Annotated in this window: 24 protein-coding genes and 1 tRNA gene; 13 read left to right on the plus strand and 12 right to left on the minus strand. The window is 39.0% G+C overall.

From position 1 onward, the window contains the following. Window positions 1-6: 6 nt before the first annotated feature. The 5 genes from L656_RS0117770 to L656_RS0117790 form a co-directional block, all read right to left on the minus strand. Window positions 7-1,569, minus strand: a complete 1,563-nt coding sequence (locus L656_RS0117770; RefSeq protein ID WP_024600198.1) for an efflux RND transporter periplasmic adaptor subunit — start codon at window positions 1,567-1,569, stop codon at window positions 7-9. Continuing rightward, window positions 1,559-2,935 carry a TolC family protein gene (locus L656_RS0117775; RefSeq protein WP_024600199.1) on the minus strand — a complete coding sequence of 459 codons (1,377 nt, stop codon included), beginning with the start codon at window positions 2,933-2,935 and terminating at the stop codon, window positions 1,559-1,561. The genes L656_RS0117770 and L656_RS0117775 overlap by 11 nt, the downstream gene beginning before the upstream one ends. A 257-nt stretch (window positions 2,936-3,192) precedes the next feature. Beyond that, window positions 3,193-3,555: a hypothetical protein gene (locus L656_RS0117780; RefSeq protein ID WP_342626610.1), complete on the minus strand. Its 363-nt coding sequence runs from the start codon at window positions 3,553-3,555 to the stop codon at window positions 3,193-3,195. Window positions 3,556-3,649: 94 nt separating this feature from the next. Next, on the minus strand, window positions 3,650-4,264 hold the full coding sequence (locus L656_RS0117785) for a paraquat-inducible protein A (RefSeq protein ID WP_024600201.1): 615 nt from the start codon (window positions 4,262-4,264) through the stop codon (window positions 3,650-3,652). A gap of 2 nt (window positions 4,265-4,266) precedes the next feature. Further along, window positions 4,267-5,532, minus strand: a complete 1,266-nt coding sequence (locus L656_RS0117790) for an EAL and HDOD domain-containing protein (RefSeq protein WP_024600202.1) — start codon at window positions 5,530-5,532, stop codon at window positions 4,267-4,269. Between the two features lie 150 nt (window positions 5,533-5,682). On the opposite strand from L656_RS0117790, the gene L656_RS0117795 reads away from it, so the two are divergent. From L656_RS0117795 to L656_RS0117805, 3 genes are all read left to right on the plus strand, one after another. After that, window positions 5,683-6,432: a substrate-binding periplasmic protein gene (locus L656_RS0117795; protein ID WP_024600203.1), complete on the plus strand. Its 750-nt coding sequence runs from the start codon at window positions 5,683-5,685 to the stop codon at window positions 6,430-6,432. Window positions 6,433-6,510: 78 nt separating this feature from the next. After that, window positions 6,511-7,077: a PhnA domain-containing protein gene (locus L656_RS0117800; protein WP_002957852.1), complete on the plus strand. Its 567-nt coding sequence runs from the start codon at window positions 6,511-6,513 to the stop codon at window positions 7,075-7,077. 121 nt (window positions 7,078-7,198) lie between these two features. Further along, on the plus strand, window positions 7,199-8,017 hold the full coding sequence (locus L656_RS0117805; protein WP_024600204.1) for an META domain-containing protein: 819 nt from the start codon (window positions 7,199-7,201) through the stop codon (window positions 8,015-8,017). A 105-nt stretch (window positions 8,018-8,122) separates the two neighbouring features. Here L656_RS0117805 and L656_RS0117810 read toward each other — a convergent pair whose 3' ends face one another. Continuing rightward, window positions 8,123-8,962 carry a 23S rRNA (adenine(2030)-N(6))-methyltransferase RlmJ gene (locus tag L656_RS0117810; protein WP_024600205.1) on the minus strand — a complete coding sequence of 280 codons (840 nt, stop codon included), beginning with the start codon at window positions 8,960-8,962 and terminating at the stop codon, window positions 8,123-8,125. A 238-nt stretch (window positions 8,963-9,200) separates the two neighbouring features. On the opposite strand from L656_RS0117810, the gene L656_RS0117815 reads away from it, so the two are divergent. The 8 genes from L656_RS0117815 to L656_RS0117850 all read left to right on the plus strand — a co-directional run bounded on the left by L656_RS0117815 (window position 9,201) and on the right by L656_RS0117850 (window position 14,896). Next, entirely contained in the window at window positions 9,201-9,431 is a 231-nt protein-coding gene (locus tag L656_RS0117815; RefSeq protein ID WP_007586448.1) for a hypothetical protein, read from the plus strand. Next, entirely contained in the window at window positions 9,431-9,736 is a 306-nt protein-coding gene (locus L656_RS0117820; RefSeq protein ID WP_002957856.1) for a cell division protein ZapA, read from the plus strand. The genes L656_RS0117815 and L656_RS0117820 overlap by 1 nt, the downstream gene beginning before the upstream one ends. A 63-nt stretch (window positions 9,737-9,799) precedes the next feature. Beyond that, a complete protein-coding gene (locus tag L656_RS0117825) occupies window positions 9,800-10,795 on the plus strand; it encodes an MBL fold metallo-hydrolase (RefSeq protein WP_024600206.1) in 996 nt (331 codons plus the stop codon). Between the two features lie 55 nt (window positions 10,796-10,850). Continuing rightward, a complete protein-coding gene (locus tag L656_RS0117830) occupies window positions 10,851-12,320 on the plus strand; it encodes a LysM peptidoglycan-binding domain-containing protein (RefSeq protein WP_024600207.1) in 1,470 nt (489 codons plus the stop codon). A 66-nt stretch (window positions 12,321-12,386) separates the two neighbouring features. After that, the gene (locus L656_RS0117835) at window positions 12,387-12,875 is read left to right on the plus strand and encodes an FKBP-type peptidyl-prolyl cis-trans isomerase (protein WP_007586440.1); all 489 of its coding nucleotides are present in this window, start codon (window positions 12,387-12,389) and stop codon (window positions 12,873-12,875) included. 21 nt (window positions 12,876-12,896) lie between these two features. Then, window positions 12,897-13,625 carry an SDR family NAD(P)-dependent oxidoreductase gene (locus L656_RS0117840; protein WP_024600208.1) on the plus strand — a complete coding sequence of 243 codons (729 nt, stop codon included), beginning with the start codon at window positions 12,897-12,899 and terminating at the stop codon, window positions 13,623-13,625. Between the two features lie 10 nt (window positions 13,626-13,635). Beyond that, the gene (locus L656_RS0117845) at window positions 13,636-14,475 is read left to right on the plus strand and encodes an amidohydrolase family protein (protein WP_024600209.1); all 840 of its coding nucleotides are present in this window, start codon (window positions 13,636-13,638) and stop codon (window positions 14,473-14,475) included. A 49-nt stretch (window positions 14,476-14,524) separates the two neighbouring features. Beyond that, on the plus strand, window positions 14,525-14,896 hold the full coding sequence (locus L656_RS0117850; protein ID WP_024600210.1) for a hypothetical protein: 372 nt from the start codon (window positions 14,525-14,527) through the stop codon (window positions 14,894-14,896). Between the two features lie 89 nt (window positions 14,897-14,985). Here the strand turns inward: L656_RS0117850 and L656_RS0117855 are convergent, their stop codons facing one another. The 4 genes from L656_RS0117855 to L656_RS0117870 form a co-directional block, all read right to left on the minus strand. Next, complete coding sequence (locus L656_RS0117855; protein ID WP_007375956.1) at window positions 14,986-16,161, minus strand: mandelate racemase/muconate lactonizing enzyme family protein; 1,176 nt, start codon at window positions 16,159-16,161, stop codon at window positions 14,986-14,988. Window positions 16,162-16,187: 26 nt separating this feature from the next. Continuing rightward, entirely contained in the window at window positions 16,188-16,955 is a 768-nt protein-coding gene (locus L656_RS0117860) for a class II aldolase/adducin family protein (protein WP_024600211.1), read from the minus strand. 165 nt (window positions 16,956-17,120) lie between these two features. Further along, on the minus strand, window positions 17,121-17,444 hold the full coding sequence (locus L656_RS0117865) for a c-type cytochrome (protein ID WP_024600212.1): 324 nt from the start codon (window positions 17,442-17,444) through the stop codon (window positions 17,121-17,123). A gap of 183 nt (window positions 17,445-17,627) precedes the next feature. Next, a complete protein-coding gene (locus tag L656_RS0117870) occupies window positions 17,628-18,167 on the minus strand; it encodes a DUF2058 domain-containing protein (RefSeq protein ID WP_002957867.1) in 540 nt (179 codons plus the stop codon). Window positions 18,168-18,365: 198 nt separating this feature from the next. Between L656_RS0117870 and L656_RS0117875 the strand changes: the two genes are divergently transcribed. Next, window positions 18,366-19,514, plus strand: coding sequence for an MFS transporter (locus tag L656_RS0117875; protein ID WP_024600213.1), 1,149 nt, complete (start codon window positions 18,366-18,368; stop codon window positions 19,512-19,514). Here L656_RS0117875 and L656_RS0117880 read toward each other — a convergent pair. Then, a complete protein-coding gene (locus L656_RS0117880; protein WP_024600214.1) occupies window positions 19,481-19,981 on the minus strand; it encodes a prolyl-tRNA synthetase associated domain-containing protein in 501 nt (166 codons plus the stop codon). The genes L656_RS0117875 and L656_RS0117880 overlap by 34 nt on opposite strands. Window position 19,982: 1 nt before the next feature. Continuing rightward, complete coding sequence (locus L656_RS0117885) at window positions 19,983-20,378, minus strand: hypothetical protein (protein WP_024600215.1); 396 nt, start codon at window positions 20,376-20,378, stop codon at window positions 19,983-19,985. A gap of 165 nt (window positions 20,379-20,543) precedes the next feature. Here L656_RS0117885 and L656_RS0117890 point away from each other — a divergent pair. After that, a tRNA-Ala gene (locus tag L656_RS0117890) sits at window positions 20,544-20,619 on the plus strand. Window positions 20,620-20,626: the final 7 nt, after the last annotated feature.

Consider the following 20,626-nt stretch of genomic DNA (forward strand, 5'->3'; position numbering starts at 1 on the left):
TGGCTCCTAGTGAGAACTATATTGCATAGGTTGCATAGCAGAATGATCAATCGGCTCTGCGTTTTGCGCTTTAGTAATTACAAATTCATCGTTAATAATGCTAAAAGTAAAATTAATATACTGGGCATTTTCAAACTGACTAATATCAATATCTGGCGCTAATACAAAGTCCATTGTGGCGGGTTCTCGATTCCATTTTTCAATGGCTTCTCGGCTAATATTAATAATGCGATTTTGTGTATCTATGGCGTTAATAGTGCCGTTAACCGTGGCGCTTTGTGGCTGCATGTTGATGTTCATATTTGAGTCTGAACCAGAATCCGAACTCATACCTGAGCTAATACCAGAACTAGGCATTTCCATTCGTTTAAAGTCAGAGCTTTTACTCGATTCAGAGTCTATTAAAAATTGCGCTGAAGTCACTACCGTGTCACCTGTCATTACACCTGACAAAATCACCGCTTCATTACTATTAATTTGCCCAACGTCGACTTCTACCGATTTAAAACGACCCTCACCTAATGCAATAACTACACGGTTTTGATGCTGCGTGCGAATTACCGCTTCTTTAGGGACTGTAAATTGCGCCTTACTCGCTTTAGCGTGAATGCTCACTTGTGCAAACATATTTGGTTTTAACCGATGATCTGCATTTTCAAACCTAAGCCTTACACGCAGCGTCCGATTTTTAGCATCAAGCGCGGGGTAAATGTAATCAACCTTACCTTCCCACTTTTGACCTTTTAAGTAATCAAGCGTCATTGTTACAGGTAAACCAACGCTCACTTGTTCTGATTGGCGCTCGAACACTTCCGCCTCTACCCAAATTTCATCAAGCTGAGCAATACTCATCATTGATGTGCCAGGTTTAACGTAAAAGCCTTCTCGTACTGTTAGCTCATCTACCACACCACTTTGCTTTGCGTAAAAAGTAATATTTTGCATTATCTTTTTATTTTTTTGTAAGCGCTCAATAAATCCATCAGACACATTTAACGACTCTAAACGCGCCTTTGCTGCGCGAATTAACACGGTATTATTACGATTAACTGCCAATAAAAGCTCTTCCTGTGCGTTCACCAATTGTGGTGAATACAATGTATATAAAGGCTCACCAGCTTTAACTTCTGCGCCTTGTGCTTTAACGTATAAACTTTCAATCCAGCCTTCTACACGCGGATGAATGTGAATAAGTTGGTCTTGGTTATATTGCACATAACCCACAGTATTTATATCGCTGTGAAGTGTTTTAAGCTGCACTTTGGCAGTTCTTACACCAAAGTTATTAACGACTGCAGGCGAAATAGTTACAGCACCAAGTCCGTCCTGAGCGTTGCTAGCGTTTTCATACACAGGTACTAAATCCATTCCCATTGGAGAAAGCCCTGGCGTGTCACGCCTGTAATTACTATCCATAGGGGCTACCCAATATAAGGGTTGTTTGTTAGCATTTTGCTGTACATTCATTGGCGAGTTGCTAGGTAAAAATTGCATTACTAAGCCGCCTATTAACCCAAAGGCGCCTGCGCCAACTAAGGCGGCAACAAGTAACTTTAAATTAGTATTCATTGTGTAATTCTCCAGTTTGATCGCTCATTACTTGGGTGTCTAAGCTACTTGCATAATAATTAAGGCGGGCGGTAATAATATGTTGATCTACTTGAATATTAAGTGCGTCTATTTTGGCGTTAAGCTCACTAATGCGCGCGCGCATCACGTCAGAAAAATCCCCATCGTCGCGCGTATAAGCATTAAGTGTTGCCTGAGATTGCTCTGACATTTGCGGTAATAACGTATTTTGATAAAGCGCATCGCGTTTTTGCAAACGAGCGAGTTGACTAAACTCCTTAAAGTACATGCCTTTGAGTTTTTGAAGCGCCACCAGCTTTTGTGTTTTAGTCGCTTCTGCACTAGCAATAGCCGATTTAACCTGTTGATCTTGTCTGTTATCAGTAAACAATGGCAAATCAATACTAAACCCTACCGAGAGTAAATCAGCTCGCGACTCACCCATCGGGGTATCATCTCGGTAACCATAACCCACATTAACGCCCATTTGAGGTTTGTAGCTTTGCTTAGCGAGTGCAACTTCGGTTTGCTTTGCCGTTACGGTTTTTTCTATCGCAATAATTGCGGGATGCGCCATAAGCAACTGTATTAGTTCATCAAATTCAAGGTTCGAAAAATCAACCAGCCCTGTGGTTTTAGTAAACTCGGCATTTAAAGGCTGCATAAGCATATTAATAGGTAACCACTGTGCTAAACGGCCTTTAGCACTTTCAAACTGCTGCTCAAGCATAACTAGCTTATCTTCAAGGCGGGTGAGCTCTAATTGCGCACGAATAATATCTTGCTGACGTGTTTTACCTAAGGTACTTGCGTAGCTTGCTTCGGTAATGTCAATAAGCTGAGTAAATAGCCCTTTATCTTGCTCAATCAAAGCAATACTTCGCTGAGCACGATACGCGTTTAACCACGACTCAATCACAATTGCTTTTACTTGTGCTAAGCGATCGGCGCGCTGCCAAGGATATTGTTGAGCAGACTGTGCTAATGCTTTTTGTTTAAGCGCTAAGCTATTCCCTCGGCTAAACTTTTGGCTCAAATCAACTTTAAGCTGCGTCATCCCTTCTTGATCAAACGCATAACCGTTAGTAGGTAAGTTAAGTAAGCCAACCGTTAAAACAGGATCGGGTAAGGTGCCTGCGGCAATGCTTTGTGCTATTGCTGCATCTTCTTGGTAGCCACTCGCTTTTAGCCATGGCTCATGCGTTAGCGCATAATTAAGCGCTTGCGTTAAGCTAAGCGTTTGCTCATGACTAGTTTGCTTTAGTATTTCGGTATTTAGGTTATTTGAATTGTTTTGCGCATTAACAGCGGTGCTAAATAACACAACACTACATAATACGACTTTAATACTTACAGCGTGGTTCATCACCTGCTCCATCTAAAAATAAAAGAAAATCTTAAATTAGGAAGCAAAAAAGGTGTTTAGGAGTTTTACAAAACCTTCTATATCAATTGCATTGAATTAATGATCTATTATTGCGGTAGGGAAATAGCTCTATAACAAGGAAAAAATTACGCAGTATAGTTGCTTTATATAAGTAATTTTTAACGCAGTTAGAGAGTTATTTAACTCGCTAGAATGAGCATGTTTTCAATAAAATTGATATTACACCTATCCTGCTATTAAGCAGACATAGGAGGGCGGTAGAGTGAACGAGGTATATTAATTTGTGTAGTAAATACACGTACATTTACTTTTTCAGATTCAAGTAAAGTAACGCTAAATAAAGTATCAACATTAAGCATTGAATTAGCAGCGCAGCCACTGATAGGGCATTTACAGTCATTTTGTGGCGTACTTTCGTCGTCGCAACAATCCATCTGCATCATATTTTCAGACATACTAGCAGCCGCAGTTGCATCACTACTATGTGTCATTGGCATTTGGGCATGCATTACTGTTTTAGTTGGCATATGTGGCATTTCGCATACCATAGCTACAGACGCAACTGCCTGACCCACAAAAGTGAGCAGCAAAGTTATCATGAGTAAACTAGAGTAAAAACGTTGCAACATTATGCCTTTTAATAAACTTTAAAATGATTGTAAGGTAACCTAACGGCAACCACAAATACTTTAATTATGTAGACTGCGGTTTAGCAGGTGTTTTAATTAAGTTACTCGCAATAATTGCAAATATACAATATGCGCTAAAATACCAAAAACCCTCACCAAATTGTGCATTCATAACAAGTAGCTCACCACTTTTACCATGAGCGTTACCTGCAAGGTAAGTCACTATTAATGCAATAACAAATACATCAACCATGCTCCACTTACTTAATGCACAAATAACCAGACCGAGCTTTTGCTTAAACCCATTCAAAGGTAGGCAACAATAAAGCAATTGTAATAGCAGCTTCAAGCTTGGAATAACAATAGAAAACAACCCCACTAAAGCGGCTACAAATAAATTATTATTGCGAGCAAGCTCTTTAACTGTGCCTAAAATACTTTGTGTTTTGTTATAGGCGCTAATCTCACCTTCTAACTTATCGAGCCCTAGCATGTTAGAGAACATCATTAGCATGCTGCGAGTGCGACCATCGCCCTCTTCAGCCAGCATTTCAATACCCGCTTGCGCTAGTTTTGATTTATCTATGTTGCCCTCTATTGTTAATACTGGTTTTGTAATACCAGGAAACAATAAAAAAAGAGCAACCACTACACTTATAACCGACAACCAATTACGCATATTTATTCTGCTATTGCCTCAATAATATCATCACTGTATAAAACAGCATCCAGTAAAAAATTAAACATATGCCCAACATGTAGGTCAGGATTTATTTTAGCCAACTGAATCATCGCTTTATCAAGGTTATCAACTTCAAACTCTTTTATTAATGATAAACATTCACCTAAAATACCTTTTTCAAGTAACAAAGCATCTGATATAGCTGCATCCAAGGTAAATTCATTAACTATATCTTTTAAATCAGCATCTAAAATAGCATCAAGCACAGAAAATAGACCGACTAAGTAACCTTGTTCTGTCAAATCGCTGTTGTTTTGCTCCAATATTAGCGACATAAATTGAGCCCGCGTTAAAGCAAGCTTAGTTAATTCAGTTGGTTTTTCGACCCCCAACTCACTAATTGCTAAAACACGTACAAATTGCCTTATTGTGTCCTCACCTAAATAAATAACCGCTTGTGAAATAGAAGTAATGACTAAATTTGCTTTGCCTGAACGCGCATTAGCTAACTTTAAAACTCGCGCTGTTATGGCGACATCTCTAGCCACACGTTGATGAACTTCTTTAAAGCAAAGTGTGTCTTTTGCTGTAAAACGCAATAGATCAAATAAAGTTAACTTTGAAGGCTCTACACCTTTATATGTAATCATTTCTGGGCGAGAAAAAAAGAACCCCTGAAATAAATCGCAACCAGCCAATTTTAATACATTAAATTGTTCATGCGTCTCTATTCGTTCAACAATTATTTTTGCATGTGGATTTGCGCGTTTTATTTTTTTAATACGCATATTGGTTTTAATAACCGGATCATCTATCTCAATTTTTATGTAATCAACATGTGCTAACAGTGGCTCCCATTTTGGATCGCCATCGTAATCATCTAACGCAAAAACATACCCTTCTTTTTTAAGTTCTTGCACACGCTCAGCCACCGCAGGAATATTACCTGTTCGCTCCACTATTTCAATAACACTATTTTCTGGCAATAAAAGTTTGGGAAAGTTATCGAGAATAGTTTCTGATGACAAGTTTATAAAAGCCAAATGATGCGCGGTAAGCCTATCTAAACCTACCAACATTAATGCATTAAAAAACAGCCGGCTTGTTGCATGCACATCAGAAGTACCTACAGGAAACGCATTATTAGCAGAGTCTCGATAGAGCAGTTCGTAAGAGAATACATTCTGGTCTATATCAAAAATAGGTTGCCGCGCGACAAACTGAGTTATTTTTTGTACCTCATCAGGTATGTTATTTAATTTCACTTGGCTCTAAACCTATAAATAAAAGATGGCAAAACAGCCAATAATATGTGTACTTTAATGCAACTCGCATAAGATAAACATAGTCGTCATTGCAAAAATGTTAAAATTACACAACACTAATATAAAAATATTAATATAAAAGGTGGAGATTTGGCTAACTTTATTCGGTTATTACTACTGAGTCCTCTGCTATTTGTATTTTCTAGCTATGCCAGCATTAATCCTACTCCCCTCAAATATAATGTTAGCGCGTCAGGTAGTCATTATCCATATTATACAAATGATCCAGAAAAGCCTGGTGTATTACCCGAAATTATTGAAAAAATTCTCGATGATGCAAATATTGCAGCTTCTCATATCGACCTACCCACAAAGCGTATTACCAAATATTTACAAGATGAAATAATCGATTTTGATGTTATTTCATTAGAATGGCTGCCAAAGAGTGAGAGAAATGATCCTCGTTATGTTTTTTCAGAGCCGCTTATTTATGCTTCAGAAATGATTGTTACTCTTCCTCAAAATGCCCAGAACTGGCAAAGCACTGATAGCTTAAAGGGTAAAAATATAGGAACGGTACTAGGTTACTATTACTTTAATGACAACACCTTTGAGCGTGTTGACTTTCCATCCGAAAAAGAACTTATGACCGCTCTATCAAGAAACCGCGTAGAAGCTGCACTAGCAGGCAAGTTAACTGCGCTATATTGGGCAAAAAAGTTAGGGATAAACATTACATTTGGCGCACAGCATTCCCATGGTTTTTTAAGAATTCGTTTATTGAGCAAACATAAAAAGTTATTGCCACAAATAGACCTAGCAATTAAAAACCTTCATACTCAAGGTTATATAAAAAGTATTGAAGATAAGTATATGAGCAATATACCCACACAAAATTAAGGGACTAATGGCGCAGAGCTCGTGTTTTGGAGTATAATAGCAGCAAATGTTAACTCGACCAGAACCAGAAAGAGCCCCATGAGTATTGAAAAAGCCTTAATCGAACGTAGTAGTAATCAATGTGAATTGTGTGCAGCCACCGAGAACTTATCTGTTTATGAAGTACCACCGGTAACTGAAACCCACTCAGATAAATGCATTTATACGTGTCAAACATGTAAAGATCAAATCGAGAATAACAGCGAAATAACGCCTACACATTGGCACTGTTTAAACGATAGCATGTGGAGCCAAACTCCTGCAGTACAAGTTGTAGCTTACAGAATGCTTTCGCGTTTAGCGCCTGATAATGGCTGGGCACAAGATGCGCTAGACATGATTTACCTTGAAGAAGACACGCTAACGTGGGCTAAAAAAGCACTTGCCGAAGATGATGATTTAAAGCATGTAGATAGCAACGGTGTAGTACTTCAAGCAGGCGATACTGTTACCCTAATTAAAGACTTAGATGTTAAAGGCAGTAGCCTTACCGCTAAACGTGGAACAGCTGTTCGTAATATTGGTCTAACCAGCAACCCTGAACATATTGAAGGGCGTGTTGACGGCCAGCGCATTGTTATTTTAACTAAGTTTGTTAAAAAATAATCGTTTGTTTTTAATTATTAAAGGCGCTAATGCGCCTTTTTTTATGTTTAAAATAAGTTAAGGAATGATTAAGTAACTAGGTAATACACTAAGGACATAATATTGAGTAAGGATAACCAACATGGAAAAGCATCAAGCAGTATCTTCGCGTAAAAAGGCAGTTGCAGGGATTGGCTTATTGGCGCTTAGCGCTTTTGCAGTAACTGGCTGCGGTGAGCAAACTAAGCCAACTGAAAATACAGAGCAAGCAAAAGCAATATCTACCCTAACTATTCAAGTTAGCTACAAAGATCGCAGTATGCTTCGCTCTGGCTCGCAATTAATAGTTACGCTTTCCAATGTATCTAAAATGGATGTAAAAGCTGATATAATCACACAAGAAGTGATTGATGTTACACAAGCCCCGCCATTTACCGTTAAGCTAATTTATGATGCCAGCAAAATTAGCGATAAACATCGCTATAGCCTAAGCGCCAGAATTATAAATAAAGACAAAGTGCTTTACACAAGTACAACAAATCACGACCCGTTTACAGAATCACAGTTAACTACCCCCTATAAAATTGAGCTTTCAAAAGTGTCGACTCAAAAACCCGATGTAACACTCACAAATACTTACTGGAAAGCAATAACAATAAATGCTCAAACTGTGAATGTTACAACTAAAGAACCGTTCATTCAGTTCAATAAAGACCACCGCGTTAATGGCTTTTTAGGCTGTAATAATTTTAGCGGAAGCTATAGTACCGAGCAGCAAACAATTACACTTAGTCAGCTAGCAAGTACAAAAAAGATGTGCTCGGATAATATGAGCCAAGAAGCGGCTATGTCTGACGTACTTAGCAAAACTTCAAAGTGGGAAATAACAGGTGAATCACTAAAGCTTAAAAACAGTCGCGGTAATACGCTTGCTACTTTTAGTGCGGTTTATTTTAATTAATATTTAGATCCCTTATATATATTACCTAACACATTCGTACTGATTTTAAATAAAATGCCCAGCAAAGCTGGGCATTTTATTATTCGTTATAAGCGCTATTTAAAGTTACTCATCAACGAGTTGCTCACTTCTGTAAAAACCACTTGGCTCACTTATCAAACTAACAAGTTCAGGCATTATTGCATCCATTGTTTGCTTTAGCTTCCACGGAGGATTAATTACAATCATGCCCGATGCTGTCATACCATGTACGTCAGTATCCGCTTCAGTGCCTAATTCAAATAACTGAATGTTGCGCATTCCTGAGTCAATTAAGCCCTGTTCCATATTATCAATGCGCTCTCTGTCTACAACCGGATACCAAATCATGTAAGTACCTGTAGCAAAACGCTGATGAGCTTTAACTAAGGTTTTTACAACTGTTTCGTAGTCATCTTTAATTTCGTATGGAGGGTCAATTAACACACACGCTCTGCGAGATGCTGGTGGTAATAAACCAACTAAACCTGCAAAACCATCCTCTCCACGCACACGAATAGATCGCTTACCTTGCATGTTTTCTTCAAGCAATAATAAATCGCGCGGGTGCAGTTCAAAAAACCAACCCTTATCTTGGCGGCGCAAAAAATGCTCTGCAATTTTTGGTGAACCCGGATAAAACGCAAGTTCGTCAGTGTCGTTAAATGACTTAATTAATTCAATGTATTCATTAAGCTCAGCATGCTCACTTTTATGTTGCCAAAGTTTTTCAATACCATCTTGATACTCTTGCGTTTTTTGCGCGTCGGCAGCTGCAAGTTCAAAAAAGCCAGCACCTGAATGTGTGTCTATATAATCAAGCGGTTTATCTTTAATTGTTTGATAATTTAGCACTTGTGCCAGTACTAAATGTTTAAGTACATCGGCAGGATTACCCGCATGAAATGAGTGTCTGTAACTAAGCATTATTTATTTTCGCCATACGCAATTTAATATCGTAAGTGAACCATAAGCACTAGGCTTTGGCAACTTACACCAAGATAAGAGAGTGTTTAAGTGAACCATTTCTGAATGAAAAAGCTCATATGCTGAATTATCCCTTAATGAAGAAGAAAAATCAGCTAAAACCACCGTAAATGCTGGCAAATCAACACACTTTGCTTTACATTTGCATGACATTAATTACAGTTATATGAGCGCCTTTATGAATAACACTACTCTTCAACAACTCGAACAACTGATCGATTCTTTAATCGAACGTAATAACCAATTACAAACAGATGTTGTTACTTTAAAAGAACAGAACACTAAACTAAGCGATGACAACGAATTGCTACAACTTGAAGCTTTAGAAAATGAAGAAAAGCAAAAAGATGCCAGCACTACTTTATCTGGTCTTCTTGATAAGTTACAAAGCGCACAACAGGCTAGCTAATGTCTGAGCTGCAAAACCAGCGGGTCACTGTTGAGTTGCTAGGTAAAGAGCAGCAATTTGCTTGCCCTGAAGGGCAGGAAGATGCATTAATAGCAGCAGCTAAAAATCTAAATGACTTAGTTGAGCAAATGAAGCAACGCTCAACCGTTAGAAACGATCAAAAAGCCCTACTAATGGCAGCATTAAACTTAAGCCACGAATTGCTAGAAGCAAAAACACAGGCTACAGTTGAACAACAGCATCAAGACCAATTGATTGATAAACTCAGTCAGCATTTGGCAAATGACCCCAAACACCAAAAATAAAAAGCGCATACTGCGCTTTTTGTTTATTATTAAAGTAATTAAACATCAGCGTAGAGATAATAAATGAAGTTAAAACTTTCAAACATAGCCTCTTCATGTAAGCACTTACTATTAGCATGCACTTTATTATCAATAGTACCTAGCACCTATGCTGCCGTCACTTGGAATACTATAAACCCTCATATTCAGTTTTTAAAGCAACAAGACAAGCTTCGCTTTTACGACTCTAACCAAGTGTTAATTGAAGGCGAAAAATGTGCCCTACTTGTTGATACGAGCGCCAATTTTGCTGCAGTTGAACAACTTGCTGAAGATTTAAAGAACCGCCTTAAAACACCCTTATGCTATTTAGTGGCTACNATGGCGGTTATGCAAAGTTTTTATCCAGGTGCCAAGCTCATTGTTCATCAGCAGGTAAATAAAAATTTTAACCTTTATCAAACAGCATATACCGACAAACTAGACACATATGAAAAGAGCATTGAGCTGAGCTACCAACGATTAGCGAATGTGCCCAAAGAAGAGCAAGCTAAATGGCGAAATAAGTTAGAACTTGCAAAAAAACGACTTTTTCGCTGGCAGGAGCATCAGCTTAGCAAACCCAAAATAGTAATTGATAGTCGTAAAGTTATCGACCTTGGTGATTTTGAGGTAACGCTTGAGCCGCAGCAAGCCCATACTAACGGCGATTTAACTATTACTACTAATAATGGCAGTGTGCTGATTGGTGGCGATATCGTTGACTGGCTTCCTTACCCTGGACACGGTGAACTTAAAAGTTGGCAAGCGTTGCTTAAGCAATATATTAACGACGAAAAGCTCACTATTATTTTACCTGGGCACGGCGGTACATTAACAAAAGAGCAGCTGAAACAGCCACTATCATTTTTAACAGCTATAACAGAGCACGTTAAAAACAATAAAGATCAAAGTATTGAGCAGTTAATGCTGTCGTTTCCTGAATCAGTTATTGAGCCTTACAAACAAGAAGCGCTTAATATAAAATCGAGTAACTTCTTTTTACAAGCTGGTCTAAATCGCGCAAAAAGCGCAGAATAACTCAACACAACGGATTGTGTTAAAATAATAAAAGGAATTTACAAAAGTGATCACTATGCGCAGTTTGGTTTTATGTTGTTTGGGTATTTTGTTATTTGGTTGTCAATCAACGGAGCAAGAACCACAAGAAGCTCCACAAATATTTACTCATTTTGAGCCTGACTATACTTATGATACTGATGATGAAGTAGCTCAAATGCCCCAAGTTAGTGAGCACGTTACACCACATCAATTCAAAAAAACAATCGTAAAAAAGCGCCCACCAAAAACCACCGATCTGTGGGTGCATATAGCCAACAATCTACACTTTACGGTTTATCAAAATCGCGCGCTAAAAAAGCGTATCAGCTGGTACGCAAAGCAACCTAACTACTTACAAACTGTGAGCAAACGCGCAGCGCCTTACCTGTATCACATCGTAAAAAAAATTGAGCAAAAGCAATTACCTATGGAGCTCGCATTACTACCATTTGTAGAAAGCGATTTTAGACCAACGATAGCCTCATCACAGCAAGCTGTTGGTGTTTGGCAGTTAGTTGGCGCAACAGCGCATCACTTTGGAGTTAAGTCAGACCAATGGTACGACGGTCGCCAAGACGTACTTGCTTCAACAGATGCTGCACTTGATTACTTAAGCTACTTACATAAACGCTTTGATGGTAATTGGCTACATGCTTTGGCTGCTTATAACAGTGGTGAGGGCCGCGTTAAACGCGCAATCGAAAAAAACAAAAAACGCGGTAAAAGCACCGATTACTGGTCACTCAGTCTACCAAAAGAAACCGCCGACTACGTACCCAAGTTACTCGCTTTAAGCTATTTAGTTAAGCACCCACAAAAGGGCATTAAACGCCCAAAGCTTGCATATAAGCCATTTACCACACAAATGAACATAGGCCAGCAGTTCGATTTTTCAGTCATCGCTAAGCTCTCTGGTATAGGTTCAAAGCAGTTACACGCGATTAATCAGGGATATTTAAAAAATCAAAGCTCACCTAACGGGCCGCATACTTTACTGCTTCCTATAGGGCAAGAGGCTTTATTAAAAAGTCAGTTTTTTAAATCAAATTTTGCTGGAGAGTACATCGTTAAACAAAACGACACGCTTTACGGTATCGCCAGACGTTTTAATATGTCGGTAAAAGCTTTAAAACAACTTAATAACAAAAATAATAATTTAATCGGCGTTGGAGAAAAGTTATTAGTTGGACAACCTAAAACCCTGCCAAGCACATTAACTGTTGATTACAAAATTAGCCCTTATTTAGAACACCAAGAGATTGCGATTCCCACCATTGAAATAGATTACGAAGTTAAGTCGGGCGATAGCCTTTGGAGTATAAGTCAACTTTACGATGTACCCCATAGCGACTTGGCAAAATGGAACAAACTCTCTGCATCAAGTATTTTAAAGCCTGGCACTCAATTAGTACTGTTTATACCACAGGCTGAAAAGCAAAAAGCAGCCCCAACAAAAAAAGATTTTCTGCTAAATTTACAAAAAACACTAAATCAGCCACGTTAAGTTTATAAACAAGTATATTTCGCGTAAAATTGCGCCCTAACATAGTTATTATTTGAAGAGACAAGCATGCAAATTAGCAAAAATTCAGCGGTTGAATTTCATTACACCCTTAGCGAAGCGGGCGAGCAAATAGAAAGTAGCACAAACGAAGCGCCACTTACTTACATTCATGGCAGCGAAGGCATGCTTCCTGGTTTAGAAAAAGCACTTGAAGGTAAAGAAGCAGGCGAAAAATTTAGTGTAACTCTAGAGCCAAGTGAATCATACGGCGAGCGTGTTGATGACTTAATTCAACGCATCCCGTTAAAGCATCTACAAGGCGACGTTAAAGTATGGAAACCAGGTATGACAGCAATGGTTAGCTCTAACCAAGGTCGTCATCAGGTTACTATAGTTAAGGTTGGTCGTTTTAACGCAGATTGTGATTTAAACCATCCATTTGCTGGTAAAACGCTAACGTTTGACGTTGAAGTTATATCTGTACGTGAAGCAACAAGTGAAGAAGTTTCTCACGGACACGTGCACGCTGAAGGCGGCTGTGGTCACTCTCACTAGTTAGCAATAAAGGAAGTAAGTATGTCTAAAGTTGCAGTAGTTACAGGTGGCACAAAAGGTATTGGCCTAGCCGTAGTAAAGCGTTTGCTAAACAATGGCTATGAAGTACATAACCTTGATATAGAGCTAAGCGAAATCGGTATATTTCATCAGTGTGATGTAAGTGATGTATCGGCGGTACGCAACTGTATCAACGCTATCTGTGAACAAAGCCAACGTATTGATGTACTTGTTTCTAACGCTGGAAAACACTTAAGCGCAAATATAGAAAGCACCGACGAGCAAACTCTCGATGCACTTTTTGCGCTTAATGTTAAAGGCGCTTATGCCGCTGTACAAAGCGTATTGCCAAGCATGAAAGCGCAAAATAGCGGCGCTATTATATTAGTCGCTTCCGATCAGGCAATTATAGGTAAGCAAAACTCTTTTGCGTATAACCTAACAAAACATGCCCTTGCTTCAATGGCTAAAACAACAGCGCTTGATTACGCGAGTTTTAACATTAGAGCAAATGCGGTATGCCCAGGCACAATAGAAACTCCGCTTTTTCATAACGCAATAGATGCGTACTGCGCAAAAAGTGGCGCAAACAAAGCTGAAATAGTTGCCGAGGAAGCAAGTCTGCAACCGCTTAACCGATTAGGCCAAGCCGACGAAGTTGCTGCTCTTGTGAGCTTTTTAGCAAGCGACGATGCCAGCTTTATTACTGGCAGCCTACAAAGCATAGACGGTGGCTACACTGCACAATGAAGACTGCGCAATGAGCCTAAAAATTATTGACCCACACGTACACTTTTTTAATTTAGTAGAAGGTCAATACTCATGGCTACAAGGTGCTAACCCACCAGCGTGGCCAAATTTAGAAAAAATAAAACAGCCAGTAAGTGCACAGCAACTAGTTCAAAGTACTGACTTTGAACTCGTAGGGCTTGTTCATATAGAAGCTGGGTTTGATAACATCTCCCCTATTAACGAGTTAAACTGGCTAAGCTTGCATTTAAAAGGTATTCCATTTAAAGCCATTAGCTACAACCAAATTGACTCATCGGCTGATGAGTTTATAAACTCGCTGGAAGCTTTAGCTCATCTGAGTTTGTGTGGCATTAGAGATATAACCGAAGATACTGACGCAAAGCGTTTATTAGATGCTAATAGCTTTAAAAACCTAACAACATTATCAGATACCCGACTGCATTTTGAAGCTCAGTTTGATATTGAAAATGGCGAAATAACCAAACAAATAGCTTACTACGCTAAGCAGCTACCGCAGCTTCAAATTATAATTAATCATGCAGGACTGCCAAGTAATTTAAATACTTGGCAACAAGGTGTTGAGTTACTTGCTCAGCATGACAATATTGCAATTAAGTTTTCTGGTTTTGAATTACTACAACTCACCAGCGAACAACAAGCGGCGTGTTTTAATTTTCTTTTTAATCACTTTGGCCAGCAGCGTATTATGTTTGCTAGCAACTTCCCTGTGTGCCAAATAAATACAAGCTACAACAATCTATGGCACTGCCATAAGGCGCTATGCTCAAACGATAAGACATGGCATGACCTTAGCTATGCAAACGCTAAGCACTACTACCAAGTGTAAGTAAAACTAGTTATATTAAACTCTCTTTTTATGATAATACGGCTAATTTATGAAAATGTACTTTTTACTAATCGTTGTATTTTCAGCGTTTCTTCTCAATGGCTGCATATCGCAAAGTCCAGACCCTACACCCAAGCTGCAACATGCTCTACTGATAAAGCCGAATAAAACAGCCGTTAGCAAGGCAATTAGAACACTGGTACATATGCAAGAGACTCAATTAGCTGATGATGTATTTACTACCAGCAGCACAGTAACCATTAGCAATGTAGATGGTAATAATATTATCGACACGCAAAGTCGCAATACACCCGATCAGTTTGAATTGATGATTAAAGGCAAGCAATGCTATATACGCCACCTTGATAGTAAAGCAACTATTGAGCTTAAAGATGTCGAATGTAAAATTAACGAGTTATAACAAGCTTTACCTCCCCCCCAAGCAAGTAAAAGCCGGTAAGTGACTAATCACTTACCGGCTTTTATATAACCTAAACTCAGGTTAAAAAGTTACTTAATTTCTACACGCTGAGAACGCATGACAATCTCATCGTTTAACTCAATACCTAACCCAGGCTCTTCTGACACTTCAAAGAAGCCGTTTTTAGGTTGTGGATCTTGTAAACATAACTCGCGGTTCCACTTTTTAATCGCATAAGTATGGTGCTCATGAATCAAAAAGTTAGGGATAGCCGTTTCTAAGTGCAGTGATGCTGCTGTTGCAACAGGCCCGCCACATACATGAGCTTGAATACGCACATCAAAAATATCAGCGTAATCACACACTTTTTTGGTTTCGGTAAAACCACCACATAAGCCAATATCAGGTTGCAGAACATCAATACTTTGATCTTCTAAGTACGGGCGCACACCCCAGCGATTATACAAACGTTCACCACCAGCAATTGGCACATTAACTTTATCTGCTACTTTTGCATGTAATGAATGGTTTAAATAGTTAACTGGCTCTTCAAAGTACATACAGTCAAATTCTTCTGCAATTTCACCCAACTGAATGGCTGTTGTTACACCTGGTAAACTGTGGCATTCAAAAATAATATCCACTTCGTCGCCTACTGCTTCGCGAATAGCTTGCATACGCGCACGATATAGCTTCATTTCAGTACGTGATATTATTTTTGTACGGTCGTAATAAGTATTACCGTCTTTATCGTACTGAATTGGATCTACTTTTACTGCATCGTAACCTTCGGCCATCGCCTTTAAAGCCGCTTCTGCATATTCTTGCGGCTGTACTAGCGCTTTAAATTCGCTATCCCAGTCAAACTGTAATTGCGATGCGTACGTACGTAGTTTGTCGTTAACTTTACCGCCTAACAATTGATATACAGGTAAACCAAGCGCTTTACCTTTTATATCCCAAAGCGCGGTATCAATTGCGCTCATTGCAGCATATACAACAGGTCCGCCACCTAAGCCCCAAAAGCTCTCACGTAACATACGAGACCATAGTTTTTCTGTTTGAAATGGGTCGTGGCCGATTAAAAAGGCATCTGCCATTTCCTTAATCATAGCCGCTGCAGCACTGTGACCTAAATCGTATGCAAGGCCCGCTTCGCCAACACCACTAATACCTTCGTCAGTATGAATACGTACAAACACAGGTGTCCAAGAAGGTCTATCTGGACAGTGAATATCAAATACTTCAACGCGATTTACTTTCATTAAAATTCCTTATTAACCGCTATGGGTTATTTTGCAAAACTAGGGTCAAGTCGATACGCTTTACGTAACATCGCAGGCCACGCAAGTTGCCCGCCAGTGCTGCCACTGTGTACTACATTTGCTTGATTATAAATATTGTCGATTATAGGCTGCGGTACTTCAATAACCTCTTGCGAGCTTGATTGTAGCGCTAATTGAATTTCACACGCTCGCTGTAAATCATAAAAGCGCATAAACGCATCGCCTACCGTTGGGCCTACCGTTAAGCCACCGTGATTTACCAATAACATATGGTTAGTGCTGCCTAAATCGTCTTGCAACACTTTTCGCTCGTCGTCGTTTACCGCAAGCCCTTCGTAGCCATGATAAGAAAGCGATGGCAGTGAAAACATTGAATACTGGCTAAGCGGTAATAAACCATTTTTTTGTGTAGCAACAGCGATTGTTTCTTTAGTATGAAGGTGAATAACACAATGAGCGTCTTCGCGTACCTCATGAATCGCACTGTGAATAGTAAAACCAGCAGGGTTAATACTAAATGGCGTATCATCAATAATGTTACCGTCTAAGTCGACCTTTACTAAATTAGAGGCAGTTACTTCATCAAAGGTTAAACCAAAGGCATTCACTAGGTAGTGATCGGTGCCAGGCAAACGTGCTGATAAATGCGTATAGATTAAATCCCCCCAACGAAAGTGCTCTACCAGTCTATAACATGCGGCTAAATCAACACGAAGTTGCCACTCTTGTGCTGATACTTTATTTTTTAAATTGAGTTGGGGTAAATCAAACATAATAAGCCTTTTAAAAACGTACATTACTAACCTGCACGAACAGATGTTTAGAAGTCTAAAGCAGTCTCTATTTTATAGCAAACACCAAACAAAACAGCCACACTATTGTGTGGCTGTTTGTAAAACTAAAATACCAATTGCATTAAAATGGTATAGCTGCGTAAATTATTTTACGTTAGCTAGGTAATCTGCAATTGCTTCAAACTCTTCATCAGTTACCGTTGCAACCATTGCTTTCATAGCCATGGTCATACCGTTATTACGTGCACCTGATTTGATGTCTTTCATTTGCGCTACTAAGTAGTCTTTGTTTTGACCGTTTAGCTTAGGATACATACCCATAATTGGTGCTTTACCTTCAGCGCCATGACAAGTTTGACAATTTTTAGCGGTATAAAGTGTGGCGCCATCGGCCGCTGCTGCATTAAACGAGAAGCTTGCGGCTAAAGTAATACCCGCGCCTAATAGTAGTGTTTTCATCTTGCTCATTGTATTTACTCTTCTTTTTTGACGGTTAGAAAAACTGTTCTATTGATTGTAGTAAACAATCAAATAAAAAGCATACGTACGAAACGACGCTAGACGATCAACTTAACCAAAAACCGCTAACTCGTTTCTGTCTCACTTTTATATACTTTAGCAAATAAAAATGAGCTTACCCTTAATAAACTATTACCACACTATATCATCTGGTACTTCAAAGTCTGCGTACGGGTCATCTTCATCTTTTGGTTTGTTTTCAGGCTCTACATGAAAAACAATATACTTTTCGTCAACTTCAGCCACTTTGCGTGCTGGTTCGTCGTCTAATACGTAAAATTGCCCTTCTAGTACACAAATAGCTAAACGACCGCCCGATAACGCTTTTTGCGTTTTCTCGTTCACGTCGATATTTTTTACTTTGTTTTGATAAGTAAAATTAAATGTGCGCTCACCACGAATAGCGTCTTGGTTGTGGTGCTCTAAAATTTGTTTAACACGCGCTTCTTGTTCGCGCTGCTTTAAGCTCACTTGGCGTGTTTGGTTAAGCTCTTCAGCTTTTTTTTGCTGCTCTAGCTTGGTTTGTTGAATATGCTTTTGCAGATCACTTGGGTTGCTAGTAGCCCCTTTCTTTTGCTTTTTTTGTTGCTTACGCTTTTCTGATTTAGCAACTTTAGCATTATGCGATGTTGTTAATCCTGCTTGAAGCAATTGGTCTTGTAATGAACCCATGGCTTTGTTCCACTAAAAACTAATATTATCGCTATTTTAATCACCAACGAGTTCAAATAACAGCGCTATCGACATTAATCTAGCAAACTAGTTAAAACAAACCATGATATGGCGCAAAGAGCATGGTTTTAATTATCAATTAAAAACAATTTTTAATACAATACCAGACAACCAATCAGCAAATGTATAAGCCATATAATGCGTTTACCTCATCTACTCGTTTGCTCGGTATTTATATTTTTTGTACTTTATGCACCACAACCTCTACTTAGTCTTTTTGCGAGCGAATTTAATGTAGCCCCTGCGGTAGCTGGCAGCTTAATGACTGCAACTATGTTGCCCTTAGCCATTGCCCCGCTCGTTTACGGTTTATTTTTAGCAAAAATAAATCCACTACTTATATTACGTATTGCAATGGTGCTTTTAGGCCTTAGCTGCTTACTTTTTATTTATGTACCTAGCTTTGAGCTTTTATTATTAGTCCGATTTTTACAAGGTTTAACGCTCCCTGCAGCTTTAACCGCAATGACTAGCTATATAGGTATGAGTTATAGCGCTGATACACTTCAAAAAAATATGACCCTATATATTGGTAGCAGCATAGTTGGTGGTTACTTTGGTCGTGTGCTCGCAGCTTTGTTTAGCTACTTATGGAATTGGCAGAGCTTTTATTACGTAATTGCTTTTATGCTTATTTTTTTAGCTTTAACAATCAAACATTCTCAATTTTCGAACCCAGCAACAAAGTCTCAGCTTTCACCACTGGACTACATTAAACAGCTTAAAGAAGGCGCTGTACTTAAAGTTTACGGTGCCGTTTTTTGTATGTTTTTTTGCTTTGCTGCACTACTTAATTACTTACCGTTTATATTGCAAAATACGTTTTTAATTACCAATACTCGTGACATAGGTTTAGTTTACAGTGGTTATTTAGTTGGCGCCCTCGCCTCTATTGCTGCACCTTGGTTACTTAAAAAAGTCGCTTCGCCTTGGCATTTATTAACTGCGGTATTTAGTTTTTATAGTGTGAGTATTATTTTATTAATGAGCCACCAGCTTAGCTTATTTTTAATCGCATTTACTTTGTTTTGTGGTGCTATGTTTGTGATTCACTCAACCGCGGCGCCACTCGTTAATAAAATAAGTAAAGCCCCGCCAAGTGTAACCAATGGTGGATATGTATCGTTTTATTACAGTGGTGGTGCATTGGGGTCGTTATTACCCGGTGTGGTATACCAACATCATGGGCAAACAGCGTTTATGTTTACGCTACTTGCGGTTTGCTTATGTGGTTTATCGTTAATAATGTGGGCTTATTTCGAGGGTAAAAATACAACGCGCGGTTGATGCTTTGTGTGATTAAAAAATGCTTCTAAATCAGCTTTACTAATCAACCATGTTTGGGTGTTTTCAAACGGATGACAATGAAACAAATCACCACCCCAAATATCTTGATCGACCCATAAGCTCACTTCGTTTTGCTTATCATTTAAAAGAGCCAACATAGATATACACCCAGGAGCCACTTTTAAATACGTTGCTAAGCGCTCACTCGATGCAAACCCTAAACGCGAAAGCCCTTGTTGCTTTGATAGTGCCTTTAAATCAAGTTGCTTATTGTGCGCGGTAATAACTAAAAAGTGTCGCTTACCTTCATTATCGCGTAAAAATAGGTTTTTAAGACGAGTACCAGGACGCTCAATCATAAACTCATCAGCTGCTAAGCTAGTATGTAGCGGCGGATGCTCTATTCCATCATAGTTAATATCTAGGTGCGCTAAAAGCTCTGCTAACTTAGTTTTATCCGCATACATATTACAAACAACGCCCTCTTAATTGCACGCTTAGGTCTCGCCATAAAACTTCACTTACTTCGTGTTTATTATCGCAATACTGACGCTCTTTTAACTCTTCGTTTAATAACTCAACAGCTTGATCTTCTAACTGCAATTTTAAAACACTCGATTCTTCAAAATGCTCTTGTTCAATATACTGCTTAACCTCACCACGGCTTGGTCTCTTGTTTGGGCCACGGTCTAAGTTAAAGTTTTCACGATGCTTAGCTTTTACCGAAACAACATAAGCAAAAAGTTTATTGCCTTGATCATCTTGCTTTTCGTGAAACTGTTTATTATTTATTTCAAAAGGCGGCTCATCATTCGAGGCACAACCAGCGAGTAAAACCATAAGCGCCAGAACACATTTTTTCATTGTTTTTTATCGTTTTAGTTTTGAATTAAGCCGAGTCTAACAAAAATTGACGAAAACGGTGAAAATTTACGAAAAAATACTTGACCAAATTTATAAAAAAACTTAAAGTTCGTCCCGCTTGGAACTCAGCAGTCAAGCAGTTAATTATATGTAATTTAGGAATGTGGGGCTATAGCTCAGCTGGGAGAGCGCCTGCCTTGCACGCAGGAGGTCAGCAGTTCGATCCTGCTTAGCTCCACCACTTTCCT

Origin of the sequence: Pseudoalteromonas sp. TAE56 (assembly GCF_000497955.1) — a bacterium.
Taxonomy (GTDB): Bacteria; Pseudomonadota; Gammaproteobacteria; order Enterobacterales; family Alteromonadaceae; genus Pseudoalteromonas.